This window comes from Bradyrhizobium sp. Gha (genome assembly GCF_900113735.1).
GTDB lineage: Bacteria > Pseudomonadota > Alphaproteobacteria > Rhizobiales > Xanthobacteraceae > Bradyrhizobium.
The window spans coordinates 1-26652 of record NZ_FOQM01000045.1; the positions used below are offsets into that span (position 1 = coordinate 1).

Below are 26652 nucleotides of genomic sequence, written 5' to 3' on the forward strand. Positions count from 1 at the left end.
CTTTTTTAAAATGTCGCGCTCCATGCGCAACTGCTCGTTTTCCCGCTGTAACCGTGCGATCACGTCAGCCTGGTCCGCCGACGGCACCGACGCTTGCGACGTGGGCGCCGCGGCGCTGCCGCCGGCTGCTACCGTGCTCCGCTCCTTCACCCATCGACTGAGCACGGAGCCATCGAGCCCGAGCTCTTTCGATACCGACTTCGCCGAGCGACCGCTCGACAAAACCAGATCAACTGCCTGCCCCTTGTACTCGTCCGAATATGACCGACGCTGCCGTTTCGCCATCCGACACCTCTCTCTGCCTAAGCTATAGGTGTCCACCAATTTAGGGGAGGCCCAGAACTGCCCCGCTGGAAAGACTGGATTGCTTCGCCTCGCTCGCAATGACGGGTTCAAGGCGCGAGCCTTCCTCCTCGCGATAGGTCGTGGAGGTTGTAGCTGTCTGTTCTGCGCATTAAATAGGCAAGTATTTGCGTCGCTCTATTTAATAAGCAAATAATGCTCTTTGTATGCAATGCCGGGGATCTGGGCGTTGACGTTCCGTCGCCAATTTTTGGGATTTTACTGCGATATCAATAAATTAATGTGTCGCTAATCCTTCATTAAGCTCTGGCACGAACCTTGCGAATCCAGTTCCAACCAGAAACTTCTGAGTTGGAGCAGTCCGATGCAGCGTCGCGATTTCCTCAAATCCGTGTCCGGATTGGCCGCCGCCGCGCTTCCGGGGGTGCCACAAATCATCTCCTCGGCCCATGCCGATGCGCGCTCGGAGACGCTGCTGATCGTCTCGGAGGGCGGCCCCAACAATCTCGACATCCACGGCGTCGGCACCAACGTGCCGGGCTACGAGGTGTCCTGGAATTGCTACGACCGCCTGATCAGCCATGAGATGAAGACCGGTCCCGGCGGCGTGCCTTATTACGACCGCGACAAGTTCAAGGGAGAGCTCGCCGAGGACTTCAAGGTCGACGACATGTCGGTCACGTTCAAGCTGCACAAGAATGCGAAATTCCACGATGGCGCGCCGGTGACTGCCAAGGACGTGAAATGGTCGCTCGACCGCGCGGTCAGCGTCGGCGGCTTCCCGACGTTCCAGATGAGCGCGGGATCGCTGACCAAGCCCGAGCAGTTCGTCGTGATCGACGACTATACCGTGCGCGTCGACTTCCTGAAGAAGGACAGGCTGACGGTCCCCGATCTCGCCGTCATCGTGCCCTGCATCGTCAACTCCGAGCTGGTGAAGAAGAATTCGAGCGAGAAGGACCCCTGGGGTCTGGAGTTCACCAAGCAGCAGACCGCGGGCTCCGGCGCCTACAAGGTGACGAAGTGGACCGCCGGCACCGAAGTGATCATGGAGCGCAACGAGGACTGGGTGTGCGGTCCGCTGCCGAAGATCAGGCGCGTGATCTGGCGCATGGTGCCCCAGGCCGGCAACCGCCGCGCGCTCCTGGAGCGCGGTGACGCCGACATTTCCTACGAACTTCCGAACAAGGATTTTCAGGAGATGAAGGCCAACGGCAAGCTCAACGTGGTGTCGCTGCCGTTCTCCAACGGCATCCAATATATCGGCATGAACGTCACCAGGCCGCCGTTCGACAATCCCAAGATCCGTCAGGCCGTCGCCTATGCGCTGCCCTATCAGAAGATCATGGACGCCGTGATGTTCGGGCTGGCGAATCCGATGTTCGGTGCCGCGAAGGACAAGCCGACCGAAGTCGCCTGGCCCCAGCCCCACAAATACAACACCGACATCGACAAGGCGAAGGCGCTGATGGCGGAAGCAGGCCTCTCCGGCGGCTTAGAGACCACGATCTCGTTCGACCTGAATTTTGCCGGCGTCAACGAGCCGCTCTGCGTGCTGGTGCAGGAGAGTCTCGCGCAGATCGGCATCAAGACCACCATCAACAAGGTGCCTGGTGCCAACTGGCGCACCGAGCTCAACAAGAAGGAGATGCCGCTCTTCACCAACGTGTTCTCGGGCTGGCTCGATTACCCCGAATACTTCTTCTACTGGTGCTATCACGGCAACAATTCCGTCTTCAACACCATGAGCTACAAGTCGGCGGAGATGGACAGGCTGATCGACGGTGCGCGCACCGCCGCCGCCACCGGCGACACCGCCACCTACGACGCCGACGTGAAGGGCTTCGTTGACCTCGCCTACACCGACATCCCTCGCATTCCGCTGTACCAGCCCTTCGTCAACGTCGCGATGCAGAAGAACATCTCGGGGTACCAGTACTGGTTCCACCGCAGACTCGACTATCGCGCGATGGCGAAGGGGTGAGGGGACATGGGAGAGGTGAGCACAGCTCTCTCGCTCCCTCCCCCCTTGTGGGGGAGGGTTGGGGAGGGGGGTAGCCACGAACTCAGACCTCTGCTGGGGCCACCCCTCTCCCTAACCCTCCCCCACAAGGGGGGAGGGAACGCGGCGGAGCGGGCGGCTGACAGCGCGCGCAACACACGCAGGAGCACCCCATGCTCACCATGATCGGCAAGCGCCTGATGTTTGCGATTCCCTCGCTGATCGGCGTCGTCATCGTCACCTTCCTGCTGACGCGCGCACTGCCGGGTGATCCCGCCGCTTATTTCGCCGGTCCCGCCGCGACCAAGGAAGCCGTCGAGCAGATTCGCAAAAAGCTCGGCCTCGACAAGCCGCTGATCGAGCAGTTCTTCCGCTACGCCAACGATCTCGCCCATGGCGATTTCGGCAACTCGCTGACGACGGGCCAGCCGGTGGCAGCCGAAATTCGCAACCGCCTGCCGGCCTCCGCCGAGCTGACGCTGCTCGGCTTGATCGTCTCCGTCGCGATCGCCATTCCGCTCGGCGTATTGGCTGCAACACGGCCGGGATCGTGGATCGACCATCTCTGCCGGGTGACGACGACAGCGGGCGTCTCGCTGCCGGTGTTCTTCACCGGTCTCGTGCTGGTCTATGTCTTCTACTTCCAACTCGGCTGGTCGCCGGCACCCCTCGGCCGCCTGGACGTGTTCTACAGCGCGCCGCCCACCGTCACCGGCTTCTATCTGGTCGACACCCTGATCGCTCGCGACTTCGAGGCGTTTCGCTCGGCCCTGAGCCAGCTCATCCTCCCTGCGACGACGCTCGCGATCTTCTCGCTGGCACCGATCGCGCGCATGACTCGCGCCTCGATGCTGGCGGTGCTCGCATCCGAATTCGTTCGCACCGCGCGCGCCAGCGGCCTGTCACCATCAACGGTCATCGTCACCTACGCCTTCCGCAATGCGATGCTTCCCGTCATCACCACGCTCAGCATGGTGTTCTCGTTCCTGCTCGGCGCCAACGTGCTGGTGGAAAAAGTGTTCGCCTGGCCCGGCATCGGCTCCTACGCGGTGGAAGCGCTGATCTCGTCGGACTTCGCGCCGGTGCAAGGCTTCGTGCTGACCATGGCGGTCATGTACGTGCTGCTCAATCTCGTGATCGACATTCTCTATGGCGTGATCGATCCGCGCGTGCGGCTGGAGGGCTAAACCATGATGAGGTTTCGTCCTGTGCAAATTCCGGCGAAGGTGCGCCCCCTCTCCCGCTTGCGGGGGAGGGTTGGGGAGGGGGTATCTCCGCGGGCGAGAGTCCCGATGTGGAGAGAGCCCCCACCCGGCGCGTTGCGCCGACCTCCCCCGCAAGCGGGAGAGGTAAGGCACCCCCGCGGCTTGCATGTTCGGTCAAACAACATCCGGGTGGTCTCATGAGCTCCGTCGCGCCAGCCGTTGAGCCCGTCGGCCCCGCGCGGACCTCGGGGCTTGCTGCCGTCCTCGAACAGGCCCGCTACGTGCTCAGTGAGAACAAGGTCACCGGCTTCGCCTTCGCGCTGCTGATCCTGATCCTCATCGCCGCGATCTTCGGCTCTTATGTGGTGCCCTACGATCCGCTCGCTTCCGACACCGCCGCCGCGCTGAAGCCGCCATCGGCGGCGCACTGGTTCGGCACCGACCAACTCGGCCGCGACATTTTCAGCCGCGTCGTGGTGGCGACGCGGCTCGATACGTTCATTGCGGTCGCTTCCGTCGTGCTGGTGTTTTTGATGGGCGGGCTCGCCGGCATTGCGGCCGGCTATTTCGGCGGCTGGACCGACCGTATCGTCGGCCGCATCGCCGACACCATCATGGCCTTCCCGTTGTTCGTGCTGGCGATGGGCATCGTTGCCGCGCTCGGCAACACCGTTCAGAACATCATCCTCGCGACCGCCATCGTGAACTTCCCGCTCTATGCCCGCGTCGCGCGCGCGGAGGCGAACGTCCGTCGCAATGCCGGTTTCGTGCAGGCCGCGCGCCTCTCAGGCAACGGCGAGTTCCGAGTACTTCTGGTGCACATCCTGCCGAACATCATGCCGATCATGATCGTGCAGATGTCGCTGACCATGGGCTATGCCATCCTCAATGCCGCGGGCCTCTCCTTCATCGGCCTCGGTGTTCGCCCGCCGACCGCCGAATGGGGCATCATGGTCGCGGAAGGCGCGGGCTTCATGGTGTCAGGCGAGTGGTGGATCGCGCTGTTCCCCGGCCTTGCGCTGATGATCGCCGTGTTCTGCTTCAACCTCCTCGGCGACGGCCTGCGCGACATCGTCGACCCCCAGCGGAGGACGTGATGGTGATTTTGAGCTCCGCTGTATCGCTCGCTCGCCCCTTGTGGGGGAGGGGCAGGAAGGGGGGTAGCCCCGGGAGAGTTCTGAGTTTGTGGCTACCCCCCTCCCTGCCCCTCCCCCACAAGGGGGGAGGGAATGAGAGAGTCGTGCCTCCCTCACCCGCAAAATCTCTCAATGATTCCAGTTCCCGTCCTACTGTGCATGGGGTTGTTTTTGAACTCCTGAGCGACGGGAGGCATGCGTGACCGCCAAGCCGCTGCTCGACGTGCAGGATCTCACGGTCGAATTCGCCACGCGCCGCGGCATCGTCAAGGCCGTGCAGCACGTCAACATCTCCGTCGCCAAAGGCGAGACGCTCGCGATCGTCGGCGAATCAGGCTCCGGCAAGTCGGTGACCTCCTACGCGGTGATGCGTATCCTCGATCGCGCGGGGCGGATCGCCGAGGGCTCGGTGATGTTCTCGGGCATCGACGTCAAGGCGGCGAGCGAAGACCAGATGCGCGACCTGCGCGGCCGCGAAGTCTCGATGATCTTCCAGAACCCGCGTGCCGCGTTGAACCCGATCCGCAAGGTTGGCGACCAGATCGAGGACGTGCTGCGCACCCATGTGCAGCAGGCGATGGTTTCGGACCATGGCGAAAAGGCGATCGAGGCGCTGGAGCAGGTCAGGATCGCGCGGCCGCGCGAGCGCTATCACGCTTATCCGTTCGAGCTGTCAGGCGGCATGTGCCAGCGCGTCGTCATCGCGCTCGCGCTCGCCTGCAATCCGCAGCTCTTGATCGCGGACGAGCCGACCACCGGTCTCGACGTGACGACGCAGAAGGCGGTGATGGATTTGATCGTCGAGCTCACCAGGCGGCGGGCGATGTCGACCATCCTGATCACCCACGATCTCGGCCTCGCCGCCGCCTATTGCGACCGCGTCGTCGTGATGGAGAAGGGCCGCGTCGTCGAGACGGCCGAGGCCGCCGACATCTTCGCGAGCCCGCAGCACCCCTACACCAAGAAGCTGATGCGCGCGACGCCGCGACTCGGCGTGAGCTTGCGCGACCTGTTGCCGGAGGAAGAGGGCACGACTGTGATGGCCGGGCTTGACCCGGCCATCCAACACGCTTCGCAAGACTCATCTCAATCGATGGCCCCCCGGGTCAAGCCCGGGGGTGACGGGACTCCCGAGCCTCTCCTGCTCATCGAAAAGCTCGTCAAGGAATATCCCCGCCAGGGCGCCACCGCCACGCTCGGAAAGCTGTTCGGCCGCAAGCCGCGCCTTGAGCCCGACATGTTCCGCGCGGTCGACGGCATCAGCTTCTCGATTCGCGCCGGCGAGAGCGTCGGCCTGGTCGGCGAATCCGGCTGCGGCAAATCGACCACCTCGATGATGGTGATGCGGCTGCTCGACCAGACCTCGGGCCTGATCCGGTTCGACGGCGAGGACATCTCCGGCATCGCGCCATCTGCCTTTGCCCGGCTGCCGCAGCGCAGCCGCATCCAGATGGTGTTCCAGGATCCGACCGACAGCCTCAACCCACGCTTCACCGCCGCGCGTGCCATCGCCGATCCCCTCATGCAACTCGGCGACATCAGGGGCCGCGATGCGCTTCGTGCCCGCTGCGAGGAGCTTGCGACCATGGTCGGCCTGCCGCACGATCTGCTGGATCGCTTCCCACACCAGCTCTCCGGCGGCCAGAAGGCCCGCGTCGGCATCGCCCGCGCCATCGCGCTGCATCCCAAGCTGGTCATCCTGGACGAGCCGACCGCGGCGCTGGACGTCTCGGTGCAGGCGGTCGTTCTGAACCTGCTTCAGGACCTGAAAGCGCGTCTAGGTATGAGCTACCTGTTCGTCTCGCATGATTTGAATGTAGTGCGCTTGTTGTGCGATCGTGTCATTGTGATGCGGGCGGGGCGGATCGTCGAGCAAGGCACTTCCGAGAAGGTCTTGAGCGATCCGCAGGATGGCTACACCAAGGAGCTGCTGACGGCGATCCCGCATCCGCCGTTGCAGGTACACTGAGAGTTCACTGAGATCAGCTTGAGAGAGTGATGGCCGAGCCGCTGGACGATTATATCGACGCCGTATCGAAAGCGCTGGCGCTGCCCGTCGAGGAGGCCTGGCGGCCTGCGGTGCGTGCCAATCTCGAAGTGTCGCTGCGGCTTGGCCGCCTGGTCGACGAATTCGCGCTGCCGGACGAGACCGAGCCGGCGCCCATCTTCACGGTCTGACATCGCCATGACAACCAAGCCAGAGATGACGGCTGCGGGAATCGCGGGTGCGGTTGCTGCCGGCAAGATGTCGGCGCTCGAAGCGACCGAAGCGGCGCTTGCGCGCATCAAGCAGTACGACGGTGTCCTCAATTCCTTCACCGACGTCACGGCCGATCGCGCACGCGCGAAAGCGCGTGCCATGGATGCCGACATCGCGGCCGGCAAGGCCGTCGGTCCACTCGCCGGGGTGCCCTTCGCGGTGAAGAACCTGTTCGATGTCGCAGGCCTCTCGACACGAGCCGGCTCGAAGATCAACCGCGACCTCGCACCATCCCGGCGTGACGCCACGCTGATCGAGCGCCTGGAAGCCGCCGGCGCCGTGCTGGTCGGCGCGCTCAACATGGGCGAATACGCCTACGATTTCACCGGCGAGAACGTCCATGACGGCCCCTCGCGCAATCCGCATGACCCGACGCGGATGACCGGCGGCTCGTCGGGCGGTTCCGGCAGCGCCGTCGGCGGCGCGCTGGTGCCGATCGCGCTCGGCTCGGACACCAATGGTTCGATCCGCGTGCCGTCGTCGTTCTGCGGTATCTTCGGCCTGAAGCCGACCTATGGTCGGCTGTCACGCGCACGCTCGTTCCCGTTCGTCGCGAGCCTCGATCATCTTGGCCCGTTCGCACGTGATGTCACCGATCTCGCGCTTGCCTACGATGCGATGCAGGGCCCGGATGCCGACGATGGCGCCTGCACCACGCGAGGCCTCGAGCCGACACTGCCGCTGCTCGCCAATCCGATCTCGGATCTGCGCATCGCAATCGCCGGCGGATACTTCCAGAAGAATGTGTTCCCGGAAGCCGTCGAAGCCGTCAGCCGCGTTGCCAAAGCGCTCGGCACAACAGAGGTCGTGGACGTGCCCGAAGCCGCGCGGGCCCGCGCCGCGGCCTATGTCATCACCACCACCGAGGGTGCCTCGCTGCATCTCGATCGCCTGCGCAAGCGTCCCGACGATTTTGATCCGGCCGTGCGTGACCGCCTTATCGCCGGCGCGATGGTGCCGGCGCCGCTGGTCGACCGCGCGCAAAAATTCCGACGCTGGTATCGCGCGCAATTCGCGGAGATTTTCAGATCCGTCGACGTGCTGATCGCACCGGCCACACCCTGCACCGCGCCGAAGCTTGGTCAGGTCAATTTCAATCTCGACGGCGTCGAACTGCCGGTGCGCGCCAATATCGGCATCCACACCCAGCCGATCTCGTTCATCGGCCTGCCCGTGGTTGCGGTGCCGGTGCCGCTCGAGCCCCTGCCGATCGGCGTGCAGATCATCTGTGCGCCCTGGCGCGAGGACATCGCGCTCCGCGTCGCGTACGCATTGGAGAAGATGGGTGTCGTCGCAGCGCCTGCCCCAAGAGGAATTTGAGATGGAGATCGATCTCCCCGACGTGATCGCGGAAGTCAAAGCCGCATTCGAGCGTTATGAGCAGGCCCTCGTCAGCAACGACGTTGTCGTGCTCGGCGAACTCTTCCGCAATGATCCTCGTACGCTGCGCTATGGCATTGGCGAGAACCTCTACGGCTATGAGGCGATCTCCGGCTTCCGCGCCGGCCGCTCGCCGGTTGGTCTCAACCGTCGCACCGCCAGGACGGTGATCTCGAGCTATGGCCGCGACACGGCGGTCGCCTCCACCCTGTTCTATCGCGACACGGCTCCCGGCAAGGTCGGACGGCAGATGCAGACGTGGATTCGTTTCCCTGAGGGCTGGCGCGTCGTCGCTGCCCATGTCAGCATCATCGACGAGTCGAAAGAGACCTGACCGTATGACGCTTGACGATTTTCCGCCCGGGATACTGCCGGCCGAACCGGTGGTGCCGCGGGTCGACCGCGCCTCGCCATCGGTGCCGAAGGTCACGCGCGCCGAGGAAATCCGTCTCCAGCTTGCCGACGAGATCGTGCGCGGAACCCTGGCGCCCGGCGGGCCGCTGGACGAAACCGACATCGCGCGACGCTTCAGCGTCTCGCGCACGCCCGTGCGCGAAGCCTTGCGTCAGCTGGTCGCCAGCGGCCTGGTCGAGGCGCGGCCGCATCGCGGCGCGGTCGTCGCGCAACCGTCCATCGAGCGGCTGACAAGCATGTTCGACGCGATGGCCGAGCTGGAGGCATTGTGTGCCGGCCTCGCCGCCGAGCGCATGTCGGCGGCCGAGCGTCACGGCCTGGAGGCCATCCACGAAGAGCTGCGCGTTCTCAGCTATGCCGGCAATCCCGATCGCTTTCACGAGGTCAACGAGCGTTTCCACAACGCGATCTATGCGGGATCGCAGAACGGCTATATCGCCGAGATCACGCTGGCGACGCGTGTTCGGGTGCAGCCGTTCCGTCGCGCCCAGTTCCGCAATCTCGGCCGATTGGCAAAATCGCAGGCCGAGCACGACCGTGTCGTCGTCGCCATCATGCGCGGCGACAAGCAGGGCGCCGCCGCCGCGATGCGCGCCCATATCGAGCTCGTGCGCGGGGAGTACGAGATTTACGCAGTGTCGGTGTAGGCTCTACGTCGCCGCGGCTTCCGCCATGAACTTCCGCCATCCCCCAAACGCGGTGATATCCCGCGCCTCGCCCAATACCTCCGGCTCGACGAGAAACCCTTTGACGCTGCGGCCATCCGCCAGCCTGATCGTGCCGATCGCCATCGGCGCGGGAATCGCGTTGACGAACTTGCCGAAGGCGGACGGTGAGAGCGACCAGATCTCCAGCTCGATCGATGCGCCTTTTCCAGCCCCGACGCGCAGCATGCCGGGCTTCGGCGGCGTGGTCTCGAGTGCGTAAAGCTTGTAGTCCGGCGCAGTCTCCGACGTCTCGACGAGCTTTGCATTCAGCGCCTTCAATTCGCCATTGAGTGCCATGCCCGAGAGATGCGCGCCGACCACCGCAATCGGAATCCCGTCGTCGCTACCAGCCGGCAAAGGCGCGAGCGGCGCTTGCGCCGCGCCCTTCGCGCCGACCGTCAGCTTCGTATCCGCATGGAACACGCGGCCGATGCTCGCAAGCAGCGCATCGCATCCGGCCGGCGCGAGCAGCGTGATCCCGAACGGAATGCCGTCCGCACGCATTGCGGCCGGCACGGCGAGACCGCAGAGGTCGAGCAGATTGACAAAATTGGTGTAGGTGCCGAGCCGGCTGTTGAGCTCGACCGGATTGGCCAGCACCTGGGCGGTCGTGTAGGCCGTCGGCGCCGTCGGCAGCACCAGCGCGTCGATGTTTGCAAACGTCCGCTCGGCGATCTTGCGCAGACCCTGCAGGCGGTAGAGCGCGGAGAAAGTGTCCGCTGCCGTGAGCCGCGCGCCGGCGGCAGTGATCTCTCGTGTCACGGGATGAATAGCATCGGGTGCGGAAGCCAGCAGATTCTTGATCACGAGATAGCGCTCGGCAACCCAGGGCCCCTCATAGAGCAGCCGTGCAGTCTCGTAGAACGGCTCGAGATCGAATTCGACCAGCGTGGCACCGAGAGCCGTCCAGCGTTTGAGGGCTTCGCCGTAAGCAGCTTCCGATGTCTTGTCGCCGAAGAAGATCAACTGCCCATTTCGCGGCACGCCCAGGCGCAAATTCGCTGGGAACGCTGTGAGCGCCTGAAGCGGCCGGTCGCGCGAGAACGGATCGGCCTGGTCAGGTCCGGCCATGACCGACACCGCAAGCGCGGCGTCATCCACGGTCAGCGCGAACACCGAGATGCAGTCCAGCGTTCGGCAGGCCGGGACCAGGCCAGCAGTCGAGATCATGCCCAGGCTCGGCTTCAGTCCGACGATGTTGTTGAGCATCGCCGGCACGCGCCCGCTGCCGGCCGTGTCGGTGCCAAGCGCCAGCGGCACGAGCCCTGCGCCGACCGCGACCGCCGAGCCCGAGCTCGATCCGCCGGGAATCAGATCCTCGCGGATCGAATTCTTGGGAATGCCGTAGGGCGACCGCACGCCGACGAGGCCGGTTGCGAACTGGTCGAGATTGGTCTTGCCGATGATGATCGCGCCCGCTGCCCGCAGCCGCTCCACGGCGGTCGAGTCGTGCGTCGGCGTATAGGAGAAAGCCGGGCAGGCCGCCGTGGTCGGAAATCCCAGCGCGTCGATGTTGTCCTTCACCGCGACCGGCGCGCCGTAGAGCGGCAAGCTGGCGGGGTCTTTCGCGGCAAGCTTTTCGGCTTCAGCGATCGCGTCCTTCTCGTCGCGCAGGCTGATGAAAACAGCGGGATCGTTGCGGTCGCGGATGCGCTGATAGGTTCGCGCGATCGTCTGCGCCGGCGTCACCGTGCCCGCGCGATGCGCGGCCACGATCGCGGCGATCGTTTCAGGCTGTTCAGCCCCCATGGCGACAAAACTCCGGCAACAGGTCTCACCCGGATTGAAGCAAGCGATGTGCCATTGTGTACATTATCCGGGCGGTGCAGTCGCTCCAGATATTGTCGTGAGATCATAGGCTTGAGGGATATGCCGATGAGCAGGATGCCCTCCCGCAAACGCCCTCTGCAGGGCACTTGCGCAAATATTAGGCAGTCCCGATCAGGTGAAACCCGCGAGGATCTGAAGCAGCCGCTCAAGGTTCGCCTTGCCGATCTTCTCCTCGACGTGCCGCTCGTGCTCGGCGGCGAGCCGCTTGAATTTGGCCAGCGCCGCCTGCCCTCGCGCGGTGAGGTGCAGCGCGTGGGAGCGCCGGTCCGATTTCGACTTGATCCGCTTCACCAGCTTGCGTTCCTCGAGGCCGTCGAGCAGATGGACCAGCCGAGCGCGCTCGATACCAAGCCGTTTGGCCACCGCCATCTGCGACAGGCCGGGATTGGCGCCGACAACGGTGAGCACCGAGTAGTTGACGACAACAATTGCCGTGCTCAACCTTGTGGCCAAGGCAGCCCAAAACGAGGCCGTGACCGATGCCTGACAGGGGCGAGGAGGAAACCATGACGTCAGCCATTCGCGGTGACGCTTCGAGCCTGTTCGCAACGCCGAAGACCGTCGCCGGGCATCGCGCCGACGGCAGCATCGTGCTGCGCTCGCCGGAGCCGTTGCGCGAGAGCGCGCGCTGCATCGGCGATTGGCTCGAGCATTTTGCGCGGCAGAGGCCGGACAGGATTTTCCTCGCCGAGCGCGACAGCGCCGAGACGCCCTGGGCGACCGTGACTTACGCAGGCGCCCTGCGGCGGGTACGCGCGGCGGCATCGTGGATCCTGGCACAAGGGCTCAGCGCCGAACGCCCCGTGGTCATTCTCTCCGACAACAGCATCGATCACGCGCTGCTGGCGCTCGCCGCCCAGCATGTCGGTGTGCCCTCGGCCGCGATCTCGCCGGCCTATTCGCTGATGTCGAAAGATTTCGACAAGCTGAAAAGCATGATCTCGCTGCTTGAGCCCGGCGCGATCTATGTTTCCGGCACCAAGCCGTTTGCGGCGGCGCTCGCCGCGATAAAACCGCTGCACGCGGCACAGATCATCAGTGGCGTCTCCGGCGATGCCGATGCGCTTGCGTTCCGCCTCATCGCGGCAACGGCCGAGACGCCTGAGGTCGCAAAGGCCTTCGCCGCGGTGACGCCTGATACAATCGCAAAATTCCTGTTCACCTCGGGCTCAACAGGCACGCCGAAGGCGGTCATCAACACCCAGCGCATGCTGACGTCGAGCCAGCAAGCAAGGGCGCAGACCTGGACTTTTCTCGAACAGAGCGGCGACGATCTCCTCATCCTCGACTGGCTGCCGTGGAGCCACACCTTCGGGGCCAACCACAATTTCAATCTCGTGCTGCGCAATGGCGGCTCGCTCTATATCGACGGCGGCAAGCCCGCCCCCGGCCTCTTTGCGACATCGCTCGCCAATCTGAAAAGCGTGATGCCGACGGTCTATTTCAACGTGCCACGCGGTTTCGATATGCTGATCGCGGCGCTGCGCGGCGACGAAGAATTGCGCCGCCGTTTCTTCAGCGAGGTGAAATTCGCCTTCTACGCCGGCGCCGCACTGCCGCAGAACCATCTGGGATGCGCTGCAAGAGCTGTCGATCAAAACCATCGGTCACGCCATGCCGATGGTTTCGGCCTGGGGTTCGACCGAGACCTCGCCGCTGGCGACCGACTGCCATTTTCTCGCGGAACGCTCCGGCAACATCGGCGTGCCCATACCCGGCACGGAATTGAAGCTCACCGCCTCCGGTGACAAGCTGGAGGTGCGGGTGCGCGGACCCAATGTCACGCCCGGCTATTGGAAGGCGCCGGAGCTGACGAGGCAGGCCTTTGACGAAGAGGGTTTTTATCTCATCGGCGACGCCGTGAAATTCGCCGACGCCGAGCGTCCGGAGCGCGGCTTGTTCTTCGACGGGCGCGTCGCGGAAGACTTCAAGCTCAATTCCGGCACCTGGGTCAGCGCCGGAACGTTGCGCGTCGCCGGCATCGCAGCGCTTGCGCCGCTCGCGCAAGATATCGTTGTGACCGGCCATGGCGGCGATGAGGTGCGGTTTCTGGTGTTCCCGAACCTCGTCGCCTGCCGTGCACATGCCGGCCTGCCTTTGTCGGCAAGCGTGAGTGATGTGCTTGCGCATGACAAGGTGCGGTCCGCGATTGCACAGGGCCTGGCAAGGCTGAAGCAGCAGGGCACCAATTCCTCTGCCCACGCCACGCGCGCGCTGCTGCTCGACGAGCCGCCGTCGGTGGATGGTGGCGAGATCACCGACAAGGGCTACATCAACCAGCGCGCCGTGCTGACGCGGCGGGCGGAACTGGTGGCGCGGCTGAATGATGATGCGTCGGTGGAGTGGATCGGGCCAGGTGGCTGAAGACCAGCTCTCTTCGATTCGGTCGGCAGTCTTGGGCGCGCCGGCTTCCAGATCGTCGTTGCGAGCGTAGCGAAGCAACCCAGTATCTTTCCACGGAGGGATTCTGGATTTGCTTCGTCGCAAGGGCTCCTCGCAAAGACGGCGAGAGGCAATCGTCCGGTCCCAAACAAGCCAGTCAGTCTGCCGCAATATCCTGTGGAATTCTTTTGTTGCCGAAGCAACTAACTTGTGCGAACCATTCCATGCAGGAAAGACGGCGGACAAGCCGCCGCGTCGGATCGGAGGAAACGATGCTCGGCAGAGAGGGAGCCGCGGGCAATGCCGGCGTATGCCTGGAAATGACGCCGGATCGCGCCTCTCGCGCATTCCGTCAAGCGTCGCTGCTGCCAGTCACCGCGCCGAGATTTTCGTGCAGCCGGCGCAGCAGGTCGATCAATACCTCGCGCTCGTCCTCGTTCAGGCAAGACAACAACCGGCGCTCGCGCTCGAAGGCGGCGGCGATCACCTTGTCATGGGTGGTGCGGCCCTTCGCCGTCAGCGAGATCGAATGGGTGCGGCCGTCGTTCGGATCGGTGCGGATCGACACATGGCCGCGCTTCTCAAGGCCGGCCAGGGTCCGGCTCACCGGGCCCTTGTCGAAGCCGATGACGTGGCAGATGCGCGAAGCGGGAATACCGGGCTCGATCGCCAGCAGCGACATGATCCGCCATTCCGTGACGTTGACGCCGAACTGCCGCTGGTAGAGCGCGGTCGCGCTGTTCGATAACTTGTTGGCAATGAAGGTGATGAAAGCCGGAACGTACCGATCCAGATCGAGCGTCGGTCCGACGTCAGCGGGCGCAGGCTTTTGGCGGAATCGGGTCGAAGGCGGCATGTCGGGTTCTGTCTCGCGGCGCTACTATGACCTAAGTGCAAGCGGCGCCCTTTCACAAGATTAAAATGAGGGAGGACACTCATGAGCCCAGCCGCCTCGACCGCATCAGGCGTCCCGCATCTCGACGTCGATCCCTTCGACATGAACTTTTTTGCCGACCCCTATCCCACCCATGAGCTGCTGCGCGAGACCGCCCCAGTCGTCTATCTCGACAAATGGAAGTTCTATGGCGTGGCGCGCTATGCCGAGGTCCATGCCGTGCTGAGCGATCCCGCGACGTTCTGCTCGAGCCGCGGCGTCGGCCTGAGCGATTTCAAGAAGGAGACGCCGTGGCGACCGCCGAGCCTGATTCTCGAGGCCGATCCACCTGAGCACACCCGCACCCGGGCCGTGTTGTCAAAGGTGCTGTCGCCGACGGTGATGAAGGGGCTGCGCGACCGGTTTGCCGCTGCGGCCGAGACGCGCGCGGACCTGCTACTTGAGAAACGCAGCTTCGATGCGATCGCAGATCTCGCCGAGGCCTATCCGCTCTCGATCTTCCCCGATGCGCTCGGTCTGAAGCCGGGGGGGCGCGAGCATCTCATTCCCTATGCGAGCCTGGTGTTCAACGCCTTCGGTCCGCCGAACCAGCTGCGCCAGGACGCGATCGCGCGCTCGGCGCCGCACCAGGCTTACGTCACCGACCAGTGCCAGCGCGACAACCTGACACCCGGCGGCATCGGCGCCTGCATTCATGCCCATGTCGACGAGGGCGCGATCACGGCGAGTGAAGCGCCGCTGCTGGTGCGCTCGCTGTTATCGGCCGGCCTCGACACTACCGTCAACGGCATCGGTGCCGCGGTCCATTGCCTCGCGCGCTTCCCCGATCAGTGGCAGCGCCTTCGTGGCGATCTCACGCTTGCGCGCAATGCATTCGAGGAGGCCGTTCGGTTCGAAAGCCCGGTGCAGACCTTCTTCCGTACCACAACGCGTGAGGTCGAACTGTCAGGTGCGACCATCGGCGGAGGCGAGAAGGTCCTGATGTTCCTCGCCGCCGCCAACCGCGATCCCAGGCGTTGGGACAAGCCTGACAGTTACGACATCACGCGGCGAACCGCCGGCCATGTCGGCTACGGCTCCGGCATTCATATGTGCGTGGGCCAGCTCGTGGCGCGGCTCGAAGGCGAGACGATGCTCTCGGCGCTGGCCCGCCGTATTGCCAGGATCGAGATCACGGGCGAACCGAAGCGCCGCTTCAACAACACGCTGCGCGGGCTCGACAGCCTGCCGGTGACGATCACGCCCGCCTGACACCGTGGGCGACAAAAGAGCAAATCGGAGGCGCTGATCACGCCCTCGCGGCCATCGCCTTCGCAGCATCCGCAATTCCCGCGCCATCGACAAGCTCGCTCGGCATCATCACCGGGATCATCGCACTATGTTTTTGATCGGGGCTTTGACGTCTAGCCTACCACCTTGCTGCTCCCTTGCGTGATCAGCCGCGCCGCGCGTTGATCGCGGGCGTAAATCCACAGCCAGCTCAGCGCGACGCTGAGGCGATGACGCAGGCCGATCAGGAAGTAGATGTGGGCGATACCCCAGATCCACCATGCGATGGCGCCGCGCAGTTTGACCTTGCCGAAATCGATCACGGCGAGCCGCTTGCCGATCTGGGCGAGGCTGCCGGCGTGCTTGTAGTGGAACGCGCCCTTGCTCTCGCCGCGCAGGCGGGCCTTGATCGTTTCGGCGACGTGCTTGCCCTGCTGCTTGGCGGCCGGCGCGATGCCGGGCACCGGCTTGCCCTCCCAGGCATTGATGTTGACGGTGTCGCCGATTGCAAAGATCTCGGGATGGCCGGGGATGGTGAGATCGTTCTCGACCTGCACGCGCCCGGCACGATCGGCCGGTGCGCCCAGCCATTCGGCGGCGGGCGAAGCGCGCACGCCGGCGGCCCAGATCCGCGTCTTCGCCTCGAGCAGCTTGCCGCCGAAGACGACGCCTTCACGGTTGATTTCGGTGACGGCCTGCCCGAGTACGACCTCGACACCGATCTTTTCGAGCGAAGCCTGCGCATAGGCGGAGAGGTCGTCGGGAAAGCCCGCGAGCACGCGTGGACCAGCCTCGATCAGCACGACGCGGGCCTTGGTCGTATCGATGTTGCGAAAATCATCGGGCAGCGTGTGATGCGCCATCTCGGCGATGGTGCCCGCGAGCTCAACGCCTGTAGGACCGGCGCCGACAATGACGAAAGTCAGTCTCGCGGCGCGCTTGGCCGGATCGGTCTCGCGCTCGGCGCGCTCGAACGCCACCAGGATGTGACGGCGCAGCGTGGTCGCGTCTTCCAGCGTCTTCAGTCCCGGCGCCCATGTCTCCCACTCGTCATGGCCGAAATAGGCGTGACGCGCGCCGGTGGCAAGCACGAGCGTGTCGTAAGGCACTTCGCTGCCATCGTCGATCAGCACGCATCGGCGTGCGGCATCGACGCCGCTCACCGTCGCGAACAGCGTCGTCACCTCGCGCCGGTCGCGCATGAGATGACGGATCGGCCAGGCGATCTCACTGGTCGCGAGCGAGGCGGTCGCGACCTGGTAAAGCAGCGGTTGAAACAGATGATGGTTGCGGCGGTCGATCAGCGTGATCTCCACCGGCGCGCCCGCAAGCCGGTAGGTCGTCTCCAGCCCGCCGAAGCCGGCGCCGACGACGACGACGCGATGGGGAGTTGTGGCCATGATGCACCCTCGAATCTCGCTGCTCACTTTGCTTCATTTAAGTGCGGATTGGGTGCCGCGGTCCAATAGTCGTCATCAATCAGGGAATAGCGGCGATGTATCGATCAGGCGCGGAAAAGCGCCGCAGCCTTGGAGTGCCGTCGGTCGAGTGAGTAGAATTATATTTCTTGCCATCCCCGTTTGGAGCGAAATATGGTGCAGGAGTCGGCGCTGAGCCATTGGCGGCGCGACGGATTTTGCGTTCAATAGGGACAGACCCGAAGGCGGCGATCACCCCGTTTCCGGGATCAAGAATGAGGAGGGGAGTGGCTATGAGGACGGCATTCTGGCTGGCGGGCGCAGCGGCGCTGGTGCTGGCGAATCAGGCATTCGCCGGCGACACCATCAAGATTGGCTTCGTCTCGACTTTCAGCGGCCCGACCGCCGTGATCGGCAACGACATGCGCAATTCGTTCGAGCTCGCGCTGGACCACATGGGTCGCAAGATGGGCGGCAAGCCGGTCGAGGTGATCTACGAGGACGACGGCCAGAAGCCCGACGTCGGCAAGCAGAAGACCGAGAAGCTGGTGCAGTCCGACAAGGTCGATTTCCTGGTCGGCTACATCTGGTCGAACGTGCTGCTCGCCTCGCTCAAGACCGCGGTGGATTCGGAGACCTTCATGATCTCGGCCAACGCCGGTCCGTCGCAGCTCGCGGGCGAGCTGTGTTCGAAATACGTGTTCTCGACCTCCTGGCAGAACGACCAGACGCCGGCCGCCATGGGCCTCTACATGAATGCGAACGGCGTCAAGAGCGTGTTCCTGATCGGTCCGAACTACGCCGCCGGCAAGGATATGCTTGCGGGCGTGAAGAGCACGTTCAAGGGCGAGATCAAGGGTGAGGAATACACGGTCTGGCCGAGCCAGCTCGATTTCTCGGCGGAGCTGGCGAAAGCCCGCGCCTCCGGCGCCGAATCGATCTTCGTGTTCTATCCCGGTGCGGCCGGCGCGCAGTTCCTCAATCAATATGTCCAGGCCGGCATGAAGACCACAATGCCGCTCTACACCGCCTTCACCGTCGACGAGACGACGTTGCCGTTGCAAAAGGAGAATGCGTTCGGTGTGCCCGGTGCGCAGGAATGGGTGAACGATCTCCCGAACGAGCAGAACAAGAAGTTCGTCGCCGACTACCGCGCGAAATATCCCGGCGCCCGGCCGAGCTATTACGGCGCGCAGGCCTATGACGCGGCGCAGCTCATCAACAGCGCGGTGGTCGCCGTCGGCGGCGACACCTCCAAGAAGGAAGCGATGAAGGCGGAGATGGAGAAGGCCAACTTCAAGTCACTGCGCGGCGCTTTCAAATACGGCAACAACCACATCCCGATCCAGAACTTCTATCTCCAGGACGTGGTGAAGGGTGCAGGCGGCGAGCTTTCGCTGAAGACCGTCGCCACCATCGTCACCGACGATCAGGACCGCTTCCACGACAAGTGCCCGATGAAGTGATCGCTCTCTCCGCCGTCATTGCGAGCGAAGCGAAGCAATCCAGAATCCGTCTGCGGGAAGACGCTGGATTGCTTCGTCGCTACGCTCCTTACAATGACGGGGGTGGAACCTACACCCGCGGTATGCTCGCGGGCCGCACCTCGCGGGCCTGCGCGGCGAGCCTGATGCCGGCATTGGCCGCACCAAAGCCCTGATAGCTCCGCCGCTCGACGATCTCGAAGAAGAAGCGCTCGTCGAAGATGTGGGTGTAGACCTGGAAGAATTCGCCGTCGCCCTCGCGGTCATAGAGGATGTGGTTGGCGCGGAGCTTGGCCATGACATCCGGGGCGAGGTCGTATTTGGCTTCGATGTCGTCGTAGTAGTTGTCAGGAATATCCAGGAACTCCGCGCCGCGGGCGCGCATGGCTGCGACGGTGGCGAAGATGTCCTTGCACGCAAAGGCGACGTGTTGCACGCCTGAGCCGAAAAACTCCGAGATGAAGCGCGCCGGCAGCGTGCGGTTGGCGGAGGATCCGTTGACGACGAAGCGCAGGCTCTGGTCGCCATTGACGAGGGCCTGACTCTGCACGAGGCCGCGGGGGTCCGCGATCTCCATCTGCGGCAGCCGCGCGAGGTCCAGGATGCCGGTGTAGAACAACAGCCAGGACAGCATCTCGTCATAGGGCATCGACTGCGCGATGTGATCGACCGCGAGCAGCGCATCCGCACCTGCCTCGCCCGTAACGGGCTCGAAATCCATGTCCCAGTTCTTGCCGGCCTGGTCGAGGAAATAGAGCAGACTGCCGCCGACGCCGTGGATCGCGGGGATCTCCAGCTCGCCCGGCCCGACCGGCTGATAGAAGGTGCGCGCTTTCAGCGTCTCGGCGCGTTGCATGGCAAGCCCCGCATTGTCGACGTCGAGGGCGATGGCGCAGACGCCGGGGCCGTGCGTGACATAATGCGAATGCGCAAAGCCATCGGTCTCGGAGTTGATCACCAGCTCGACCTTGCCCTGTGACCAGCGCTCCACCGCCTTGCTGCGGTGCTTGCCGCTCTTGCGGAAGCCGAGCTGTGACAACAAATGCGCGAGCTCGCCGGCCTTGTTCTCGTTGACGGCGAATTCAATGAAGCCCGTACCGCCGCTTTTGGCCTTCGGCGCCAAGGGCTCGCCGACGAGCTTCGGCCAATCCGGAGCGAGCTGGTCCTGCAACAGGATCAGCGAGCGCAGGCCGTCGACCGCGGTCTGTCCGGCCGAGCCGGCGCGGAATTGGTCGTTGAAAATCTCCAGCGACCACGGACCGGAATAACCGGTCGCGGCAATCGCCTGCATGAACTCGCTGACCGGCAGATCACCCTGGCCGGGAAAGGAGCGAAAGTGTCGGCTCCAGGACAAAATGTCGAGCTCGAGCTTCGGCGCGTCGGCGAGCTGGACCAGAAAGATCTTGTCACCGGGGATCGAGGCCATCGGCCGTACCGGGAAGCCGGGCGCCAGCGCGTGAAAAGAGTCGAGGATGATGCCGATCGCGGGATGATCGGCGCGTCGCACGATCTCCCAAGCGTCCCGATAATCGTTGACGTGCCGGCCCCAGGCCAGCGCCTCGTAGCCGATGCGCAGGCCCCGCCTGGCGGCGCGGTCGCCGAGCTCGCGAAAATCATCCGCGGCACGGTCGATGCCGCCGACCGAGGCGGGCGAGACGTTCGAACAGATCAGCAGCAGATCGGTGCCGAGCTCCTGCATCAGGTCGAACTTGCGTTCGGCACGGGCGAAATTGCGCGAGCGCTGAGGCTCCGGCATGCCTTCGAAGTCGCGGAACGGCTGGAACGCGCAGATCTCGAGATTGAGGTCCTTGCAGTGTTTTGCGATGTCGCGCGGGCTCGCACCGAACGACAGCAAATCGTTCTCGAAGATCTCGACCGCTTCGAAGCCGGCGGATGCGATGGCGCGCAGCTTTTCGTCGAGGGCGCCTGAGAGGGAAACGGTTGCGATCGAGCGCTTGTTCATGCGGCCTGCTCCATGATGTGGCCCGGCGATATTTTTTGACCGGTGCGCGCGGCTTCGCCGACGGACTCGACGACCGCGAGTGTGGCCATCGCGTCTTGCACCGAGATCAAGGGCTGTTCGCGACCCGCGATCACCGCGCAGAAATGCCGGAGCTGCTCGGCCAGGGGATCGAATGCGGCCGGCGCGATCGTCGCGCGCGACAACGGCGCGTACCAGCCGGGCTGCTGCGCATAGGTCCACAGCTCCATATTGGGCACGGACAGCGAACCCGCGGTTCCGGAGAAGATGTAGCAGGGCTGGTCTTGCTTGGGGTATGCAGCGTTCTCGCCGGACGCGAGCTCCCAGCTCCACGGCGCCGGCGTCGCATCCGACACGGTCACCGTTCCCAGTGCGCCATTGGCGAAGCGCAGCAGCAATGCAGCGGTGTCCTCGACGGCGAAGCCGCGAACCTTGTTCGACGTCAATGCCTGCACTTCGCTGATTTCGCCGCAGATGAAGCGGAGGTTGTCGATGTCGTGGATGAGGTTGATGAGCAGCGGGCCGCCACCCTGCTCGCGCCGCCACGTCACATCAAAATAATCGTCGGGCTTTTTCAGCAGCCACAATCCGACCACGGCCGTGAGTTGGCCGAGCTTGCCGTTTGCCACCGTCTCGCGAGCGGCCTTGATGATGGGATTGTGCCGGCGGTGATGGCCGACCAGCATCGGCACGCCGGTCCGCTTGACGGCTGCGCACAGACGTTGCGCGGCAGCGACGGTATCGGTCACAGGCTTCTCGATCAGCGCCGGCACGCCGGCCTCGGCGCAGTCGACGGCCATCTGGAAATGCAGGGCGTTCGGGGAAGCAATGATCAGACCGTCGGGTCGCTCCTGCGCCAGCAATGCGCGGTGATCCGTGTAGCAGGGCACGTTGCGCGCCCGCGCATGATCGGTCGCAGCGGGTGAGGGATCGGCAATGCCGGCCAGCACGCAGTCTTGCGAGGCCTCGATCACTTCCATATGGCGGCGGCCGATCAAGCCGGCGCCGGCGACCGCAATGCGCTTTCGCGGGCTCATGCTGCGTTCTCCTCCATCGCGCCATCAAGAAAGAGCTGGCCGATCCTTGGATCATCCAGGATCGAGGCCGCATTGTCGACGATCCGGGTCCGGCCGAGCTCGAGCACGATGCCGATATCCGTTATCTCGAGCGCCGAGCGCGCGTTCTGCTCGATCATCAGGATGGTCATGCCGCGGTTGCGCAGGCCCTTGAGGATATCGAAGGTCTGCTGCGGGTGACTTCGAGCTTACGGCCGAGCACGCCGCCCTCGGCGTTGATCTCCTCGATTGCGAGGTCGGTGCCGTTCTTCCAGTTGGTGCCGACGGTGGCGCCGCCACCCGAAAGCCCGGCGACGTCCGCAAGCTTGATCGTCTGCGCGAAGACGCCTGACGTCGTGATTGCGGCGAGCAGCGCGCCCACCAGTAGCGTTGACTTCATCGTCCTCTCCGCCCGGTTCGATCTTGCAAGCGGCCTTGTGCCCGGCCGCTTCGCCTCAAGCTGCCTGATAGGCGGCGCTACGTGCCGCCATCACGGCGTCAAAAGCCTCTCCCATGACTTCGGTCGAGGGGGCGAGGCCTGTGAACAGTTCGAAGGCGTCGGCAGCCTGGTAGATCGCAAGCTCCCGCCCCGTCATGATCCGGGCGCCCTTCTCTCGCGCTGCGGCAAGAAGCGGCGTGATCAGCGGCGAATAGACGGCATCGGCGACCCACAGATCGGCTCGGAGCAGCACCGGCGGCACCGGTGTGTTGCGGTTCGGCAGCATGCCAACCGGCGTTCCATTGATAAGCCCGGTCGCGCCATCGAGCGCGTCCTCGACGCTTCGGGCCACCCGTGCGCCACCGTGCTCGGCCAGCAGGGTGGCAAGCTTCTCGGCTCGCGCCGGTTCGCTGTCGAAGATGCGGAGGTCGGCGACCTTCAGGCTCGCCAGCGCAAACGCAATCGCTTTGCCGACGCCGCCGGTGCCGATGACGGCCACCGCATTTCCGGCAGGGGCCAGCAGCGGCTGAACGGCATGTGCAAAGCCCGTGGTGTCGGTGTTGTGGCCGATCAGCCGCCCGTCCTTGACGACCACGGTATTGACCGCGCCCATGGCGGCCGCGCCCGGGGCCAGCTCGTCGAGCAGCGGCACGACGGCCTCCTTGTAGGGAAAGGTGACGTTGACGCCGGCAAAGCCGAGCCGTCGCACGCCCTCCAGCATCAGGCGGAGCCCGGCCGGGTCGGCGCCCGCGACCTCGATGAGCTGGTAGTGGCCGCGCAAGCCGAGTGCCTCGGCCGCGCGTTCATGCATGGCGGGGGAGGCGGAATGGGCGATCGGCGCGCCGATCAGGCCGGTCAGGAGCTTTTTGGAGGCGGCAGGCCCGCGGTTCGTCATGATCCGTTATGGTCTCTTGGTCGTCTCTTCGGGGGCGCGTTGATGTCAGGCCATTAGCGGCAAAATCCGCGCAATTCCAAGAGGAACGATAGTCAATCCCCGGCCTGAGACAATTACCCTTTCGTCCCGCAAACCTAACATGATGTTATTTCTTCCGCGTGCGCCCGGCCGCGGCCTTGCCGTTGCCGCGGGACGGCTCGACGGCGCGCATTTCGGCGCGCAGGGACTCGATGAAATGCTCGACATGGAGCGACAGCGGCGCGCCGCGCTTGACCGCGATATAAGTCTCGAAACGGGTCGGCTCGGTGATCTTCAACAGCTCGATGCCGGGATAGCCGCCATGCGCCACCGTGAACTGGTCGATGATGGCGATGCCTAGCCCTGCTTTCACCAGCGCGCAGACCGTGGTGCCGAACCGCGCCCGGATGGTGATGTTGTAGTCGAGCCGGTGGCGGGCAAACATCTCGGCCATGATGCGGCCGTAAGGATCGTTGGGATCGATACCGATCAGAGGGTAGCGGGTGATCTCGGCGGCCGAGACCTGTTTGCGGCCCGCCAGCTCGTGGCCCAGCGGCACGATGCAATAGAGCTCGCCCGAAGCGAGCGGCATGAAGTCGAGTCCGGAATGCTCCAGCCGGTAGCTCATGGCAACGCACTCGCCGCGTCCGAGCATGAGATAATCGATTGCTTCCTCGAGCTTCAGGATGTTGATGTCGATGCCCAAATCGGGATAGCGGCGGCGCACGCGCTCGATCGCGCGCGGCACCATCACCTGCGAGATGCTCGGCACCGAGCCGATGCGCAATTCCGACAATCCGCCCCGGCCGATCTTGGAGATGAGCTCGGAGAGGTCGTCGACCTTCTTGTAGACGCCGTTGATCTGCTCAAAGATGTTCTCGGCTTCCGGCGTCGGGAAGTAGCGGCCGTTCTGGCGCTGGAAGAAGCGGATGCCGAGCGAGCGCTCGGTGTATTTGACCAGCCGGCTGATCCCCGGCGCCGACACGTTCAACAGTTTCGCCGCGCCGCCAATGGTGCCCGTCACCATCACGGCACGGATCACTTCAACCTGGCGCAGCGTCATCATGGTCTTGGCATCCGAGAGAGATCGTGGCGGCGATCATCTCACGAGAGCCGTGATGTCATCCAGCGGCAAAGTGAGGCCAGGGCGGAGAACAGCGACAAGTTTCGCGACCGGGGTGTTTCGACCAAAATCGGCGCGTTCACAGGGAACGGCATCGTCGGGCGGTCCGTTGCATCGGCGCCCTCTGCCCCAGCAGCCTGGGTCTCAGCTCGAAGGTCCTTCCGGCGACACGCTGCCGGGCCGCTCCGCACGCTCGCTTTGCAGCACGTCGCGGGCGTGCTCGATGATCTTCTGCCTGTTCGCGATATCGCGGACGGCGAAAAACACGCGGATCAATTCCAGGCCGAGCACGCTGTTGAGGGCGATGTTCTCGTCTTCCATCGTAGCTTTCCCGCTCGACGCGCGAGGTGCAACTGGGCGTCACTTCCTCCACAAGTAGATTGAATCTTCGGCGTCATGGCCACACCGGGGAACTACGGACGCGGTGAATTGAGGCCGCCCCCCAAGAGTGCTATACCGATGAGGAGAGTCAGGGAACGAACTGATGTCCGCCGTAGACTATGGCCGGGAAGCGCTGGACTTCATTGAAGGGCTGGGAGCCTATGACAAGGTCCCGGACACAATGGATGCGCTCGCAATCACGTTCGGCCGCTACGGCTTCGAGCACATCATCGTCACCGGTTTGCCGAATCACGATCAGCGCTTTTCCCAGATGGTGCTGGCCAAGAAATGGCCGGCTGAATGGTTCAGCCTCTATACCGAAAAGAGCTATGACCGCGTCGATCCCGTGATCCGGAAGTGCCGGCACACGGTCAATCCGTTCGAATGGTCGGAAGCGCCTTATGACGTGAAGCTCGAGCCGGGCGCGGTGGAGGTGATGCGCCGCGCCGCCGATTTCCGCATGTCGCGCGGTTTCGTCGTGCCAATCCATGGCCTGACCGGTTACGAAGCCGGCGTCTCGCTCGCCGGCGTTCATCTCGATCTCAACGTCCGCAGCAAGCCCGCACTGCATCTGGTCGCGATGTACGGCTTCGATCACATTCGCCGCCTGCTTGCGCCCTCGCCGCATCCGTCGGCGCGCCTGACCCCGCGCGAGCGCGAGGTGATCGCCTGGGCGTCGCAGGGCAAGTCCGCCTGGGAGATCGGCGAGATACTGAACATCACGCAGCGAACGGCGGAAGAGCATCTTGCTACCGCTGCGCGCAAGCTCGGCGCCGCCAACCGGACGCATGCGGTCGCGATCGCGATCCGCCAAAGAATCATCACGCCCTGAAAACTTCGCCTACTGGGAAATTTCCCAATAGTCGATTTGGCCGTTTTCGCTGACGTTCCCCCCATTTGCACACGATGGGGGACTTCATGATTCACATCATTTCTGCTGTTAACCGGCACCTCTACGAAGACGTCCTCGACGAGCACTTCCGGGTCCGCCACGAGATTTTCGTCGAGGAGCGAAAATGGGAGGGACTGCGCAAGCCGGACAGGCGCGAGATCGACGCCTACGACAATGAGGACGCGATCTACCTGCTCGCTCTCGAGAACCGCCGCGTGCTGGGCGGCTCCCGCCTGTATCCGACCACCAAGCCGACCATGCTCAGCGAGGTGTTCCCCTATCTCGCCGCGGTGCGGGGTTGCCCTGTCGACCCGCAGATCTGGGAGTGGTCCCGCTTCTTCGTGAGGCGCGAGCGCCGCGATGGCGCATTCAATCTGCAACTGATGGCGGCGGCGCAGGAGTTCTGCCTCGATCAGGGCATCGAACGCCTCTGCCTGGTGATGGAGACGTGGTGGCTGCCGCGTTTCCACGACATCGGCTTCGTCGTCAAGCCGCTGGGATTGCCTGCGCTGATTGAGGATTCCTGGACTATGGCCGCGACCATCGAGGTCCGCCAGGAATCGCTCGACATCGTACGCGACCGTATCGGGATGAAGAGTGTCGTCCATCAGGACGGGCCGCGTCTCGATTGCATCGCTCGTGCCAACACCTGCGGCCGAACCGCCGCACAACGAAAGAGCGCCTGACATGTCCAACATGATGCGAGACGCCCAGATCATGGCGCAGACCAAGGACGAAAATCTCGGCTACATGTCGGACATGGCGCTCGAACTCGCGCAGATGGCGGAAGACGCCGGATTGGCGACGCTCGCCTATTTGTTCCGGATGGCGGCGCTGGAGGCCTCGACCGCCAATAGCGAGCTCAACGAGCCGGACGATCTTCCCGGTCACATCACGTCGCACTAGAGTCGCTTCCTCATCCCGGCCTCAACCGCGCCCTCCCCCGGCACCCGGGGGAGGGTGTTCGCTTGGGTGCGGCAGGCTGCTCCATCCAGCGCGGCAGCCTCCTTGCATGGCCGGCTCTGGTCGCATGCACCGGCATGCAACAAAGTGCATGTCGGGTGTGGAATCGCTCTTGCTTCGGAACGATACTGCCGTTACCCATTTTTCTGCCTTGAAGAGGCAGGGGGAGCTCTTTCAGTGATGGCGACTGTGTTCGAACATCGGCGCGCGTCTGCATGCG

At 64.2% G+C, this 26652-nt stretch carries 22 protein-coding genes and 4 pseudogenes; 14 read left to right on the top strand and 12 right to left on the bottom strand.

The window, feature by feature from the left end; translation table 11 throughout:
* Positions 1-285, bottom strand: a 285-nt coding sequence (locus BM222_RS34160) for a transposase (RefSeq protein ID WP_143106143.1), incomplete at its 3' end; no start/stop codon positions are given.
* 382 nt (positions 286-667) lie between these two features.
* Between BM222_RS34160 and BM222_RS34165 the strand changes: the two genes are divergently transcribed.
* The 8 genes from BM222_RS34165 (at position 668) to BM222_RS34200 (ending at position 9347) form a co-directional block, all read left to right on the top strand.
* Positions 668-2287: an ABC transporter substrate-binding protein gene (locus BM222_RS34165; RefSeq protein WP_092238593.1), complete on the top strand. Its 1620-nt coding sequence runs from the start codon at positions 668-670 to the stop codon at positions 2285-2287.
* Between the two features lie 191 nt (positions 2288-2478).
* On the top strand, positions 2479-3492 hold the full coding sequence (locus tag BM222_RS34170; protein ID WP_092238596.1) for an ABC transporter permease: 1014 nt from the start codon (positions 2479-2481) through the stop codon (positions 3490-3492).
* Positions 3493-3707: 215 nt separating this feature from the next.
* Positions 3708-4607, top strand: a complete 900-nt coding sequence (locus BM222_RS34175) for an ABC transporter permease (protein ID WP_092238599.1) — start codon at positions 3708-3710, stop codon at positions 4605-4607.
* Between the two features lie 238 nt (positions 4608-4845).
* On the top strand, positions 4846-6615 hold the full coding sequence (locus tag BM222_RS34180) for a dipeptide ABC transporter ATP-binding protein (RefSeq protein ID WP_092238602.1): 1770 nt from the start codon (positions 4846-4848) through the stop codon (positions 6613-6615).
* Positions 6616-6644: 29 nt separating this feature from the next.
* Complete coding sequence (locus tag BM222_RS34185) at positions 6645-6824, top strand: DUF4089 domain-containing protein (RefSeq protein ID WP_028148078.1); 180 nt, start codon at positions 6645-6647, stop codon at positions 6822-6824.
* Positions 6825-6831: 7 nt separating this feature from the next.
* Complete coding sequence (locus BM222_RS34190; protein ID WP_177243626.1) at positions 6832-8226, top strand: AtzE family amidohydrolase; 1395 nt, start codon at positions 6832-6834, stop codon at positions 8224-8226.
* A gap of 1 nt (position 8227) precedes the next feature.
* Positions 8228-8620, top strand: a complete 393-nt coding sequence (gene hpxZ, locus BM222_RS34195; protein WP_092238605.1) for an oxalurate catabolism protein HpxZ — start codon at positions 8228-8230, stop codon at positions 8618-8620.
* Between the two features lie 4 nt (positions 8621-8624).
* A complete protein-coding gene (locus BM222_RS34200; RefSeq protein WP_177243627.1) occupies positions 8625-9347 on the top strand; it encodes a GntR family transcriptional regulator in 723 nt (240 codons plus the stop codon).
* Between the two features lie 3 nt (positions 9348-9350).
* Here BM222_RS34200 and atzF read toward each other — a convergent pair whose 3' ends face one another.
* Together atzF and BM222_RS34210 are read right to left on the bottom strand one after the other, a co-directional pair.
* The gene (atzF, locus tag BM222_RS34205; RefSeq protein ID WP_092238611.1) at positions 9351-11156 is read right to left on the bottom strand and encodes an allophanate hydrolase; all 1806 of its coding nucleotides are present in this window, start codon (positions 11154-11156) and stop codon (positions 9351-9353) included.
* A 192-nt stretch (positions 11157-11348) separates the two neighbouring features.
* Positions 11349-11651 (bottom strand): annotated as a pseudogene (locus BM222_RS34210) (MarR family winged helix-turn-helix transcriptional regulator); the annotation flags it as partial.
* A 92-nt stretch (positions 11652-11743) separates the two neighbouring features.
* Between BM222_RS34210 and BM222_RS34215 the strand changes: the two are divergent.
* Positions 11744-13601, top strand: a pseudogene (locus BM222_RS34215) (feruloyl-CoA synthase).
* Between the two features lie 370 nt (positions 13602-13971).
* Here the strand turns inward: BM222_RS34215 and BM222_RS34220 are convergent.
* Complete coding sequence (locus tag BM222_RS34220; protein WP_092238613.1) at positions 13972-14475, bottom strand: MarR family winged helix-turn-helix transcriptional regulator; 504 nt, start codon at positions 14473-14475, stop codon at positions 13972-13974.
* Positions 14476-14556: 81 nt separating this feature from the next.
* Between BM222_RS34220 and BM222_RS34225 the strand changes: the two genes are divergently transcribed.
* Positions 14557-15765: a cytochrome P450 gene (locus tag BM222_RS34225; RefSeq protein ID WP_092238618.1), complete on the top strand. Its 1209-nt coding sequence runs from the start codon at positions 14557-14559 to the stop codon at positions 15763-15765.
* 152 nt (positions 15766-15917) lie between these two features.
* On the opposite strand, the gene BM222_RS34230 is transcribed toward BM222_RS34225, so the two are convergent.
* Positions 15918-17183: an NAD(P)/FAD-dependent oxidoreductase gene (locus BM222_RS34230; RefSeq protein WP_092238621.1), complete on the bottom strand. Its 1266-nt coding sequence runs from the start codon at positions 17181-17183 to the stop codon at positions 15918-15920.
* Positions 17184-17494: 311 nt separating this feature from the next.
* On the opposite strand from BM222_RS34230, the gene BM222_RS34235 reads away from it, so the two are divergent.
* Complete coding sequence (locus tag BM222_RS34235; RefSeq protein ID WP_092238624.1) at positions 17495-18667, top strand: ABC transporter substrate-binding protein; 1173 nt, start codon at positions 17495-17497, stop codon at positions 18665-18667.
* Between the two features lie 109 nt (positions 18668-18776).
* Here the strand turns inward: BM222_RS34235 and BM222_RS34240 are convergent, their stop codons facing one another.
* The 7 genes and pseudogenes from BM222_RS34240 to BM222_RS34270 all read right to left on the bottom strand — a co-directional run bounded on the left by BM222_RS34240 (position 18777) and on the right by BM222_RS34270 (position 24517).
* Positions 18777-20648 carry a bifunctional sugar phosphate isomerase/epimerase/4-hydroxyphenylpyruvate dioxygenase family protein gene (locus tag BM222_RS34240; RefSeq protein WP_092238628.1) on the bottom strand — a complete coding sequence of 624 codons (1872 nt, stop codon included), beginning with the start codon at positions 20646-20648 and terminating at the stop codon, positions 18777-18779.
* Positions 20645-21703: a Gfo/Idh/MocA family protein gene (locus BM222_RS34245; RefSeq protein WP_092238631.1), complete on the bottom strand. Its 1059-nt coding sequence runs from the start codon at positions 21701-21703 to the stop codon at positions 20645-20647. Before BM222_RS34245 ends, BM222_RS34240 begins: the two co-directional genes overlap by 4 nt.
* Positions 21700-21915, bottom strand: a pseudogene (locus BM222_RS34250) (ABC transporter ATP-binding protein); the annotation flags it as partial. The pseudogene BM222_RS34250 and the gene BM222_RS34245, both read right to left, overlap by 4 nt.
* Positions 21912-22121, bottom strand: a pseudogene (locus BM222_RS34255) (ABC transporter substrate-binding protein); the annotation flags it as partial. The pseudogenes BM222_RS34255 and BM222_RS34250, both read right to left, overlap by 4 nt.
* Positions 22122-22176: 55 nt before the next feature.
* The gene (locus BM222_RS34260; protein ID WP_092238634.1) at positions 22177-23055 is read right to left on the bottom strand and encodes a shikimate dehydrogenase; all 879 of its coding nucleotides are present in this window, start codon (positions 23053-23055) and stop codon (positions 22177-22179) included.
* A gap of 145 nt (positions 23056-23200) precedes the next feature.
* A complete protein-coding gene (locus BM222_RS34265; RefSeq protein WP_092238637.1) occupies positions 23201-24139 on the bottom strand; it encodes a LysR family transcriptional regulator in 939 nt (312 codons plus the stop codon).
* A gap of 201 nt (positions 24140-24340) precedes the next feature.
* A complete protein-coding gene (locus tag BM222_RS34270) occupies positions 24341-24517 on the bottom strand; it encodes a hypothetical protein (RefSeq protein WP_092238640.1) in 177 nt (58 codons plus the stop codon).
* 163 nt (positions 24518-24680) lie between these two features.
* Between BM222_RS34270 and BM222_RS34275 the strand changes: the two genes are divergently transcribed.
* The 3 genes from BM222_RS34275 (at position 24681) to BM222_RS34285 (ending at position 26375) form a co-directional block, all read left to right on the top strand.
* Positions 24681-25409: a LuxR family transcriptional regulator gene (locus tag BM222_RS34275; RefSeq protein ID WP_092238643.1), complete on the top strand. Its 729-nt coding sequence runs from the start codon at positions 24681-24683 to the stop codon at positions 25407-25409.
* Between the two features lie 86 nt (positions 25410-25495).
* A complete protein-coding gene (locus BM222_RS34280) occupies positions 25496-26155 on the top strand; it encodes an acyl-homoserine-lactone synthase (protein ID WP_092238739.1) in 660 nt (219 codons plus the stop codon).
* Between the two features lies 1 nt (position 26156).
* A complete protein-coding gene (locus BM222_RS34285) occupies positions 26157-26375 on the top strand; it encodes a hypothetical protein (protein ID WP_092238646.1) in 219 nt (72 codons plus the stop codon).
* The last annotated feature ends 277 nt before the right edge of the window (positions 26376-26652 follow it).

Coding starts and splice junctions, on each gene's coding strand:
- BM222_RS34240 (WP_092238628.1), bottom strand. CDS start 20,648: ATGAACAAGCGCTCGATCGCAACCGTTTCCCTCTCAGGCGCCCTCGAC.
- BM222_RS34235 (WP_092238624.1), top strand. CDS start 17,495: ATGAGGACGGCATTCTGGCTGGCGGGCGCAGCGGCGCTGGTGCTGGCG.
- BM222_RS34165 (WP_092238593.1), top strand. CDS start 668: ATGCAGCGTCGCGATTTCCTCAAATCCGTGTCCGGATTGGCCGCCGCC.
- BM222_RS34265 (WP_092238637.1), bottom strand. CDS start 24,139: ATGATGACGCTGCGCCAGGTTGAAGTGATCCGTGCCGTGATGGTGACG.
- BM222_RS34225 (WP_092238618.1), top strand. CDS start 14,557: ATGAGCCCAGCCGCCTCGACCGCATCAGGCGTCCCGCATCTCGACGTC.
- BM222_RS34230 (WP_092238621.1), bottom strand. CDS start 17,183: ATGGCCACAACTCCCCATCGCGTCGTCGTCGTCGGCGCCGGCTTCGGC.
- BM222_RS34200 (WP_177243627.1), top strand. CDS start 8,625: ATGACGCTTGACGATTTTCCGCCCGGGATACTGCCGGCCGAACCGGTG.
- BM222_RS34245 (WP_092238631.1), bottom strand. CDS start 21,703: ATGAGCCCGCGAAAGCGCATTGCGGTCGCCGGCGCCGGCTTGATCGGC.
- BM222_RS34175 (WP_092238599.1), top strand. CDS start 3,708: ATGAGCTCCGTCGCGCCAGCCGTTGAGCCCGTCGGCCCCGCGCGGACC.
- BM222_RS34275 (WP_092238643.1), top strand. CDS start 24,681: ATGTCCGCCGTAGACTATGGCCGGGAAGCGCTGGACTTCATTGAAGGG.
- BM222_RS34220 (WP_092238613.1), bottom strand. CDS start 14,475: ATGCCGCCTTCGACCCGATTCCGCCAAAAGCCTGCGCCCGCTGACGTC.
- BM222_RS34280 (WP_092238739.1), top strand. CDS start 25,496: ATGATTCACATCATTTCTGCTGTTAACCGGCACCTCTACGAAGACGTC.
- BM222_RS34185 (WP_028148078.1), top strand. CDS start 6,645: ATGGCCGAGCCGCTGGACGATTATATCGACGCCGTATCGAAAGCGCTG.
- BM222_RS34190 (WP_177243626.1), top strand. CDS start 6,832: ATGACAACCAAGCCAGAGATGACGGCTGCGGGAATCGCGGGTGCGGTT.
- BM222_RS34260 (WP_092238634.1), bottom strand. CDS start 23,055: ATGACGAACCGCGGGCCTGCCGCCTCCAAAAAGCTCCTGACCGGCCTG.
- BM222_RS34270 (WP_092238640.1), bottom strand. CDS start 24,517: ATGGAAGACGAGAACATCGCCCTCAACAGCGTGCTCGGCCTGGAATTG.
- BM222_RS34285 (WP_092238646.1), top strand. CDS start 26,157: ATGTCCAACATGATGCGAGACGCCCAGATCATGGCGCAGACCAAGGAC.
- atzF (WP_092238611.1), bottom strand. CDS start 11,156: ATGGGGGCTGAACAGCCTGAAACGATCGCCGCGATCGTGGCCGCGCAT.
- hpxZ (WP_092238605.1), top strand. CDS start 8,228: ATGGAGATCGATCTCCCCGACGTGATCGCGGAAGTCAAAGCCGCATTC.
- BM222_RS34170 (WP_092238596.1), top strand. CDS start 2,479: ATGCTCACCATGATCGGCAAGCGCCTGATGTTTGCGATTCCCTCGCTG.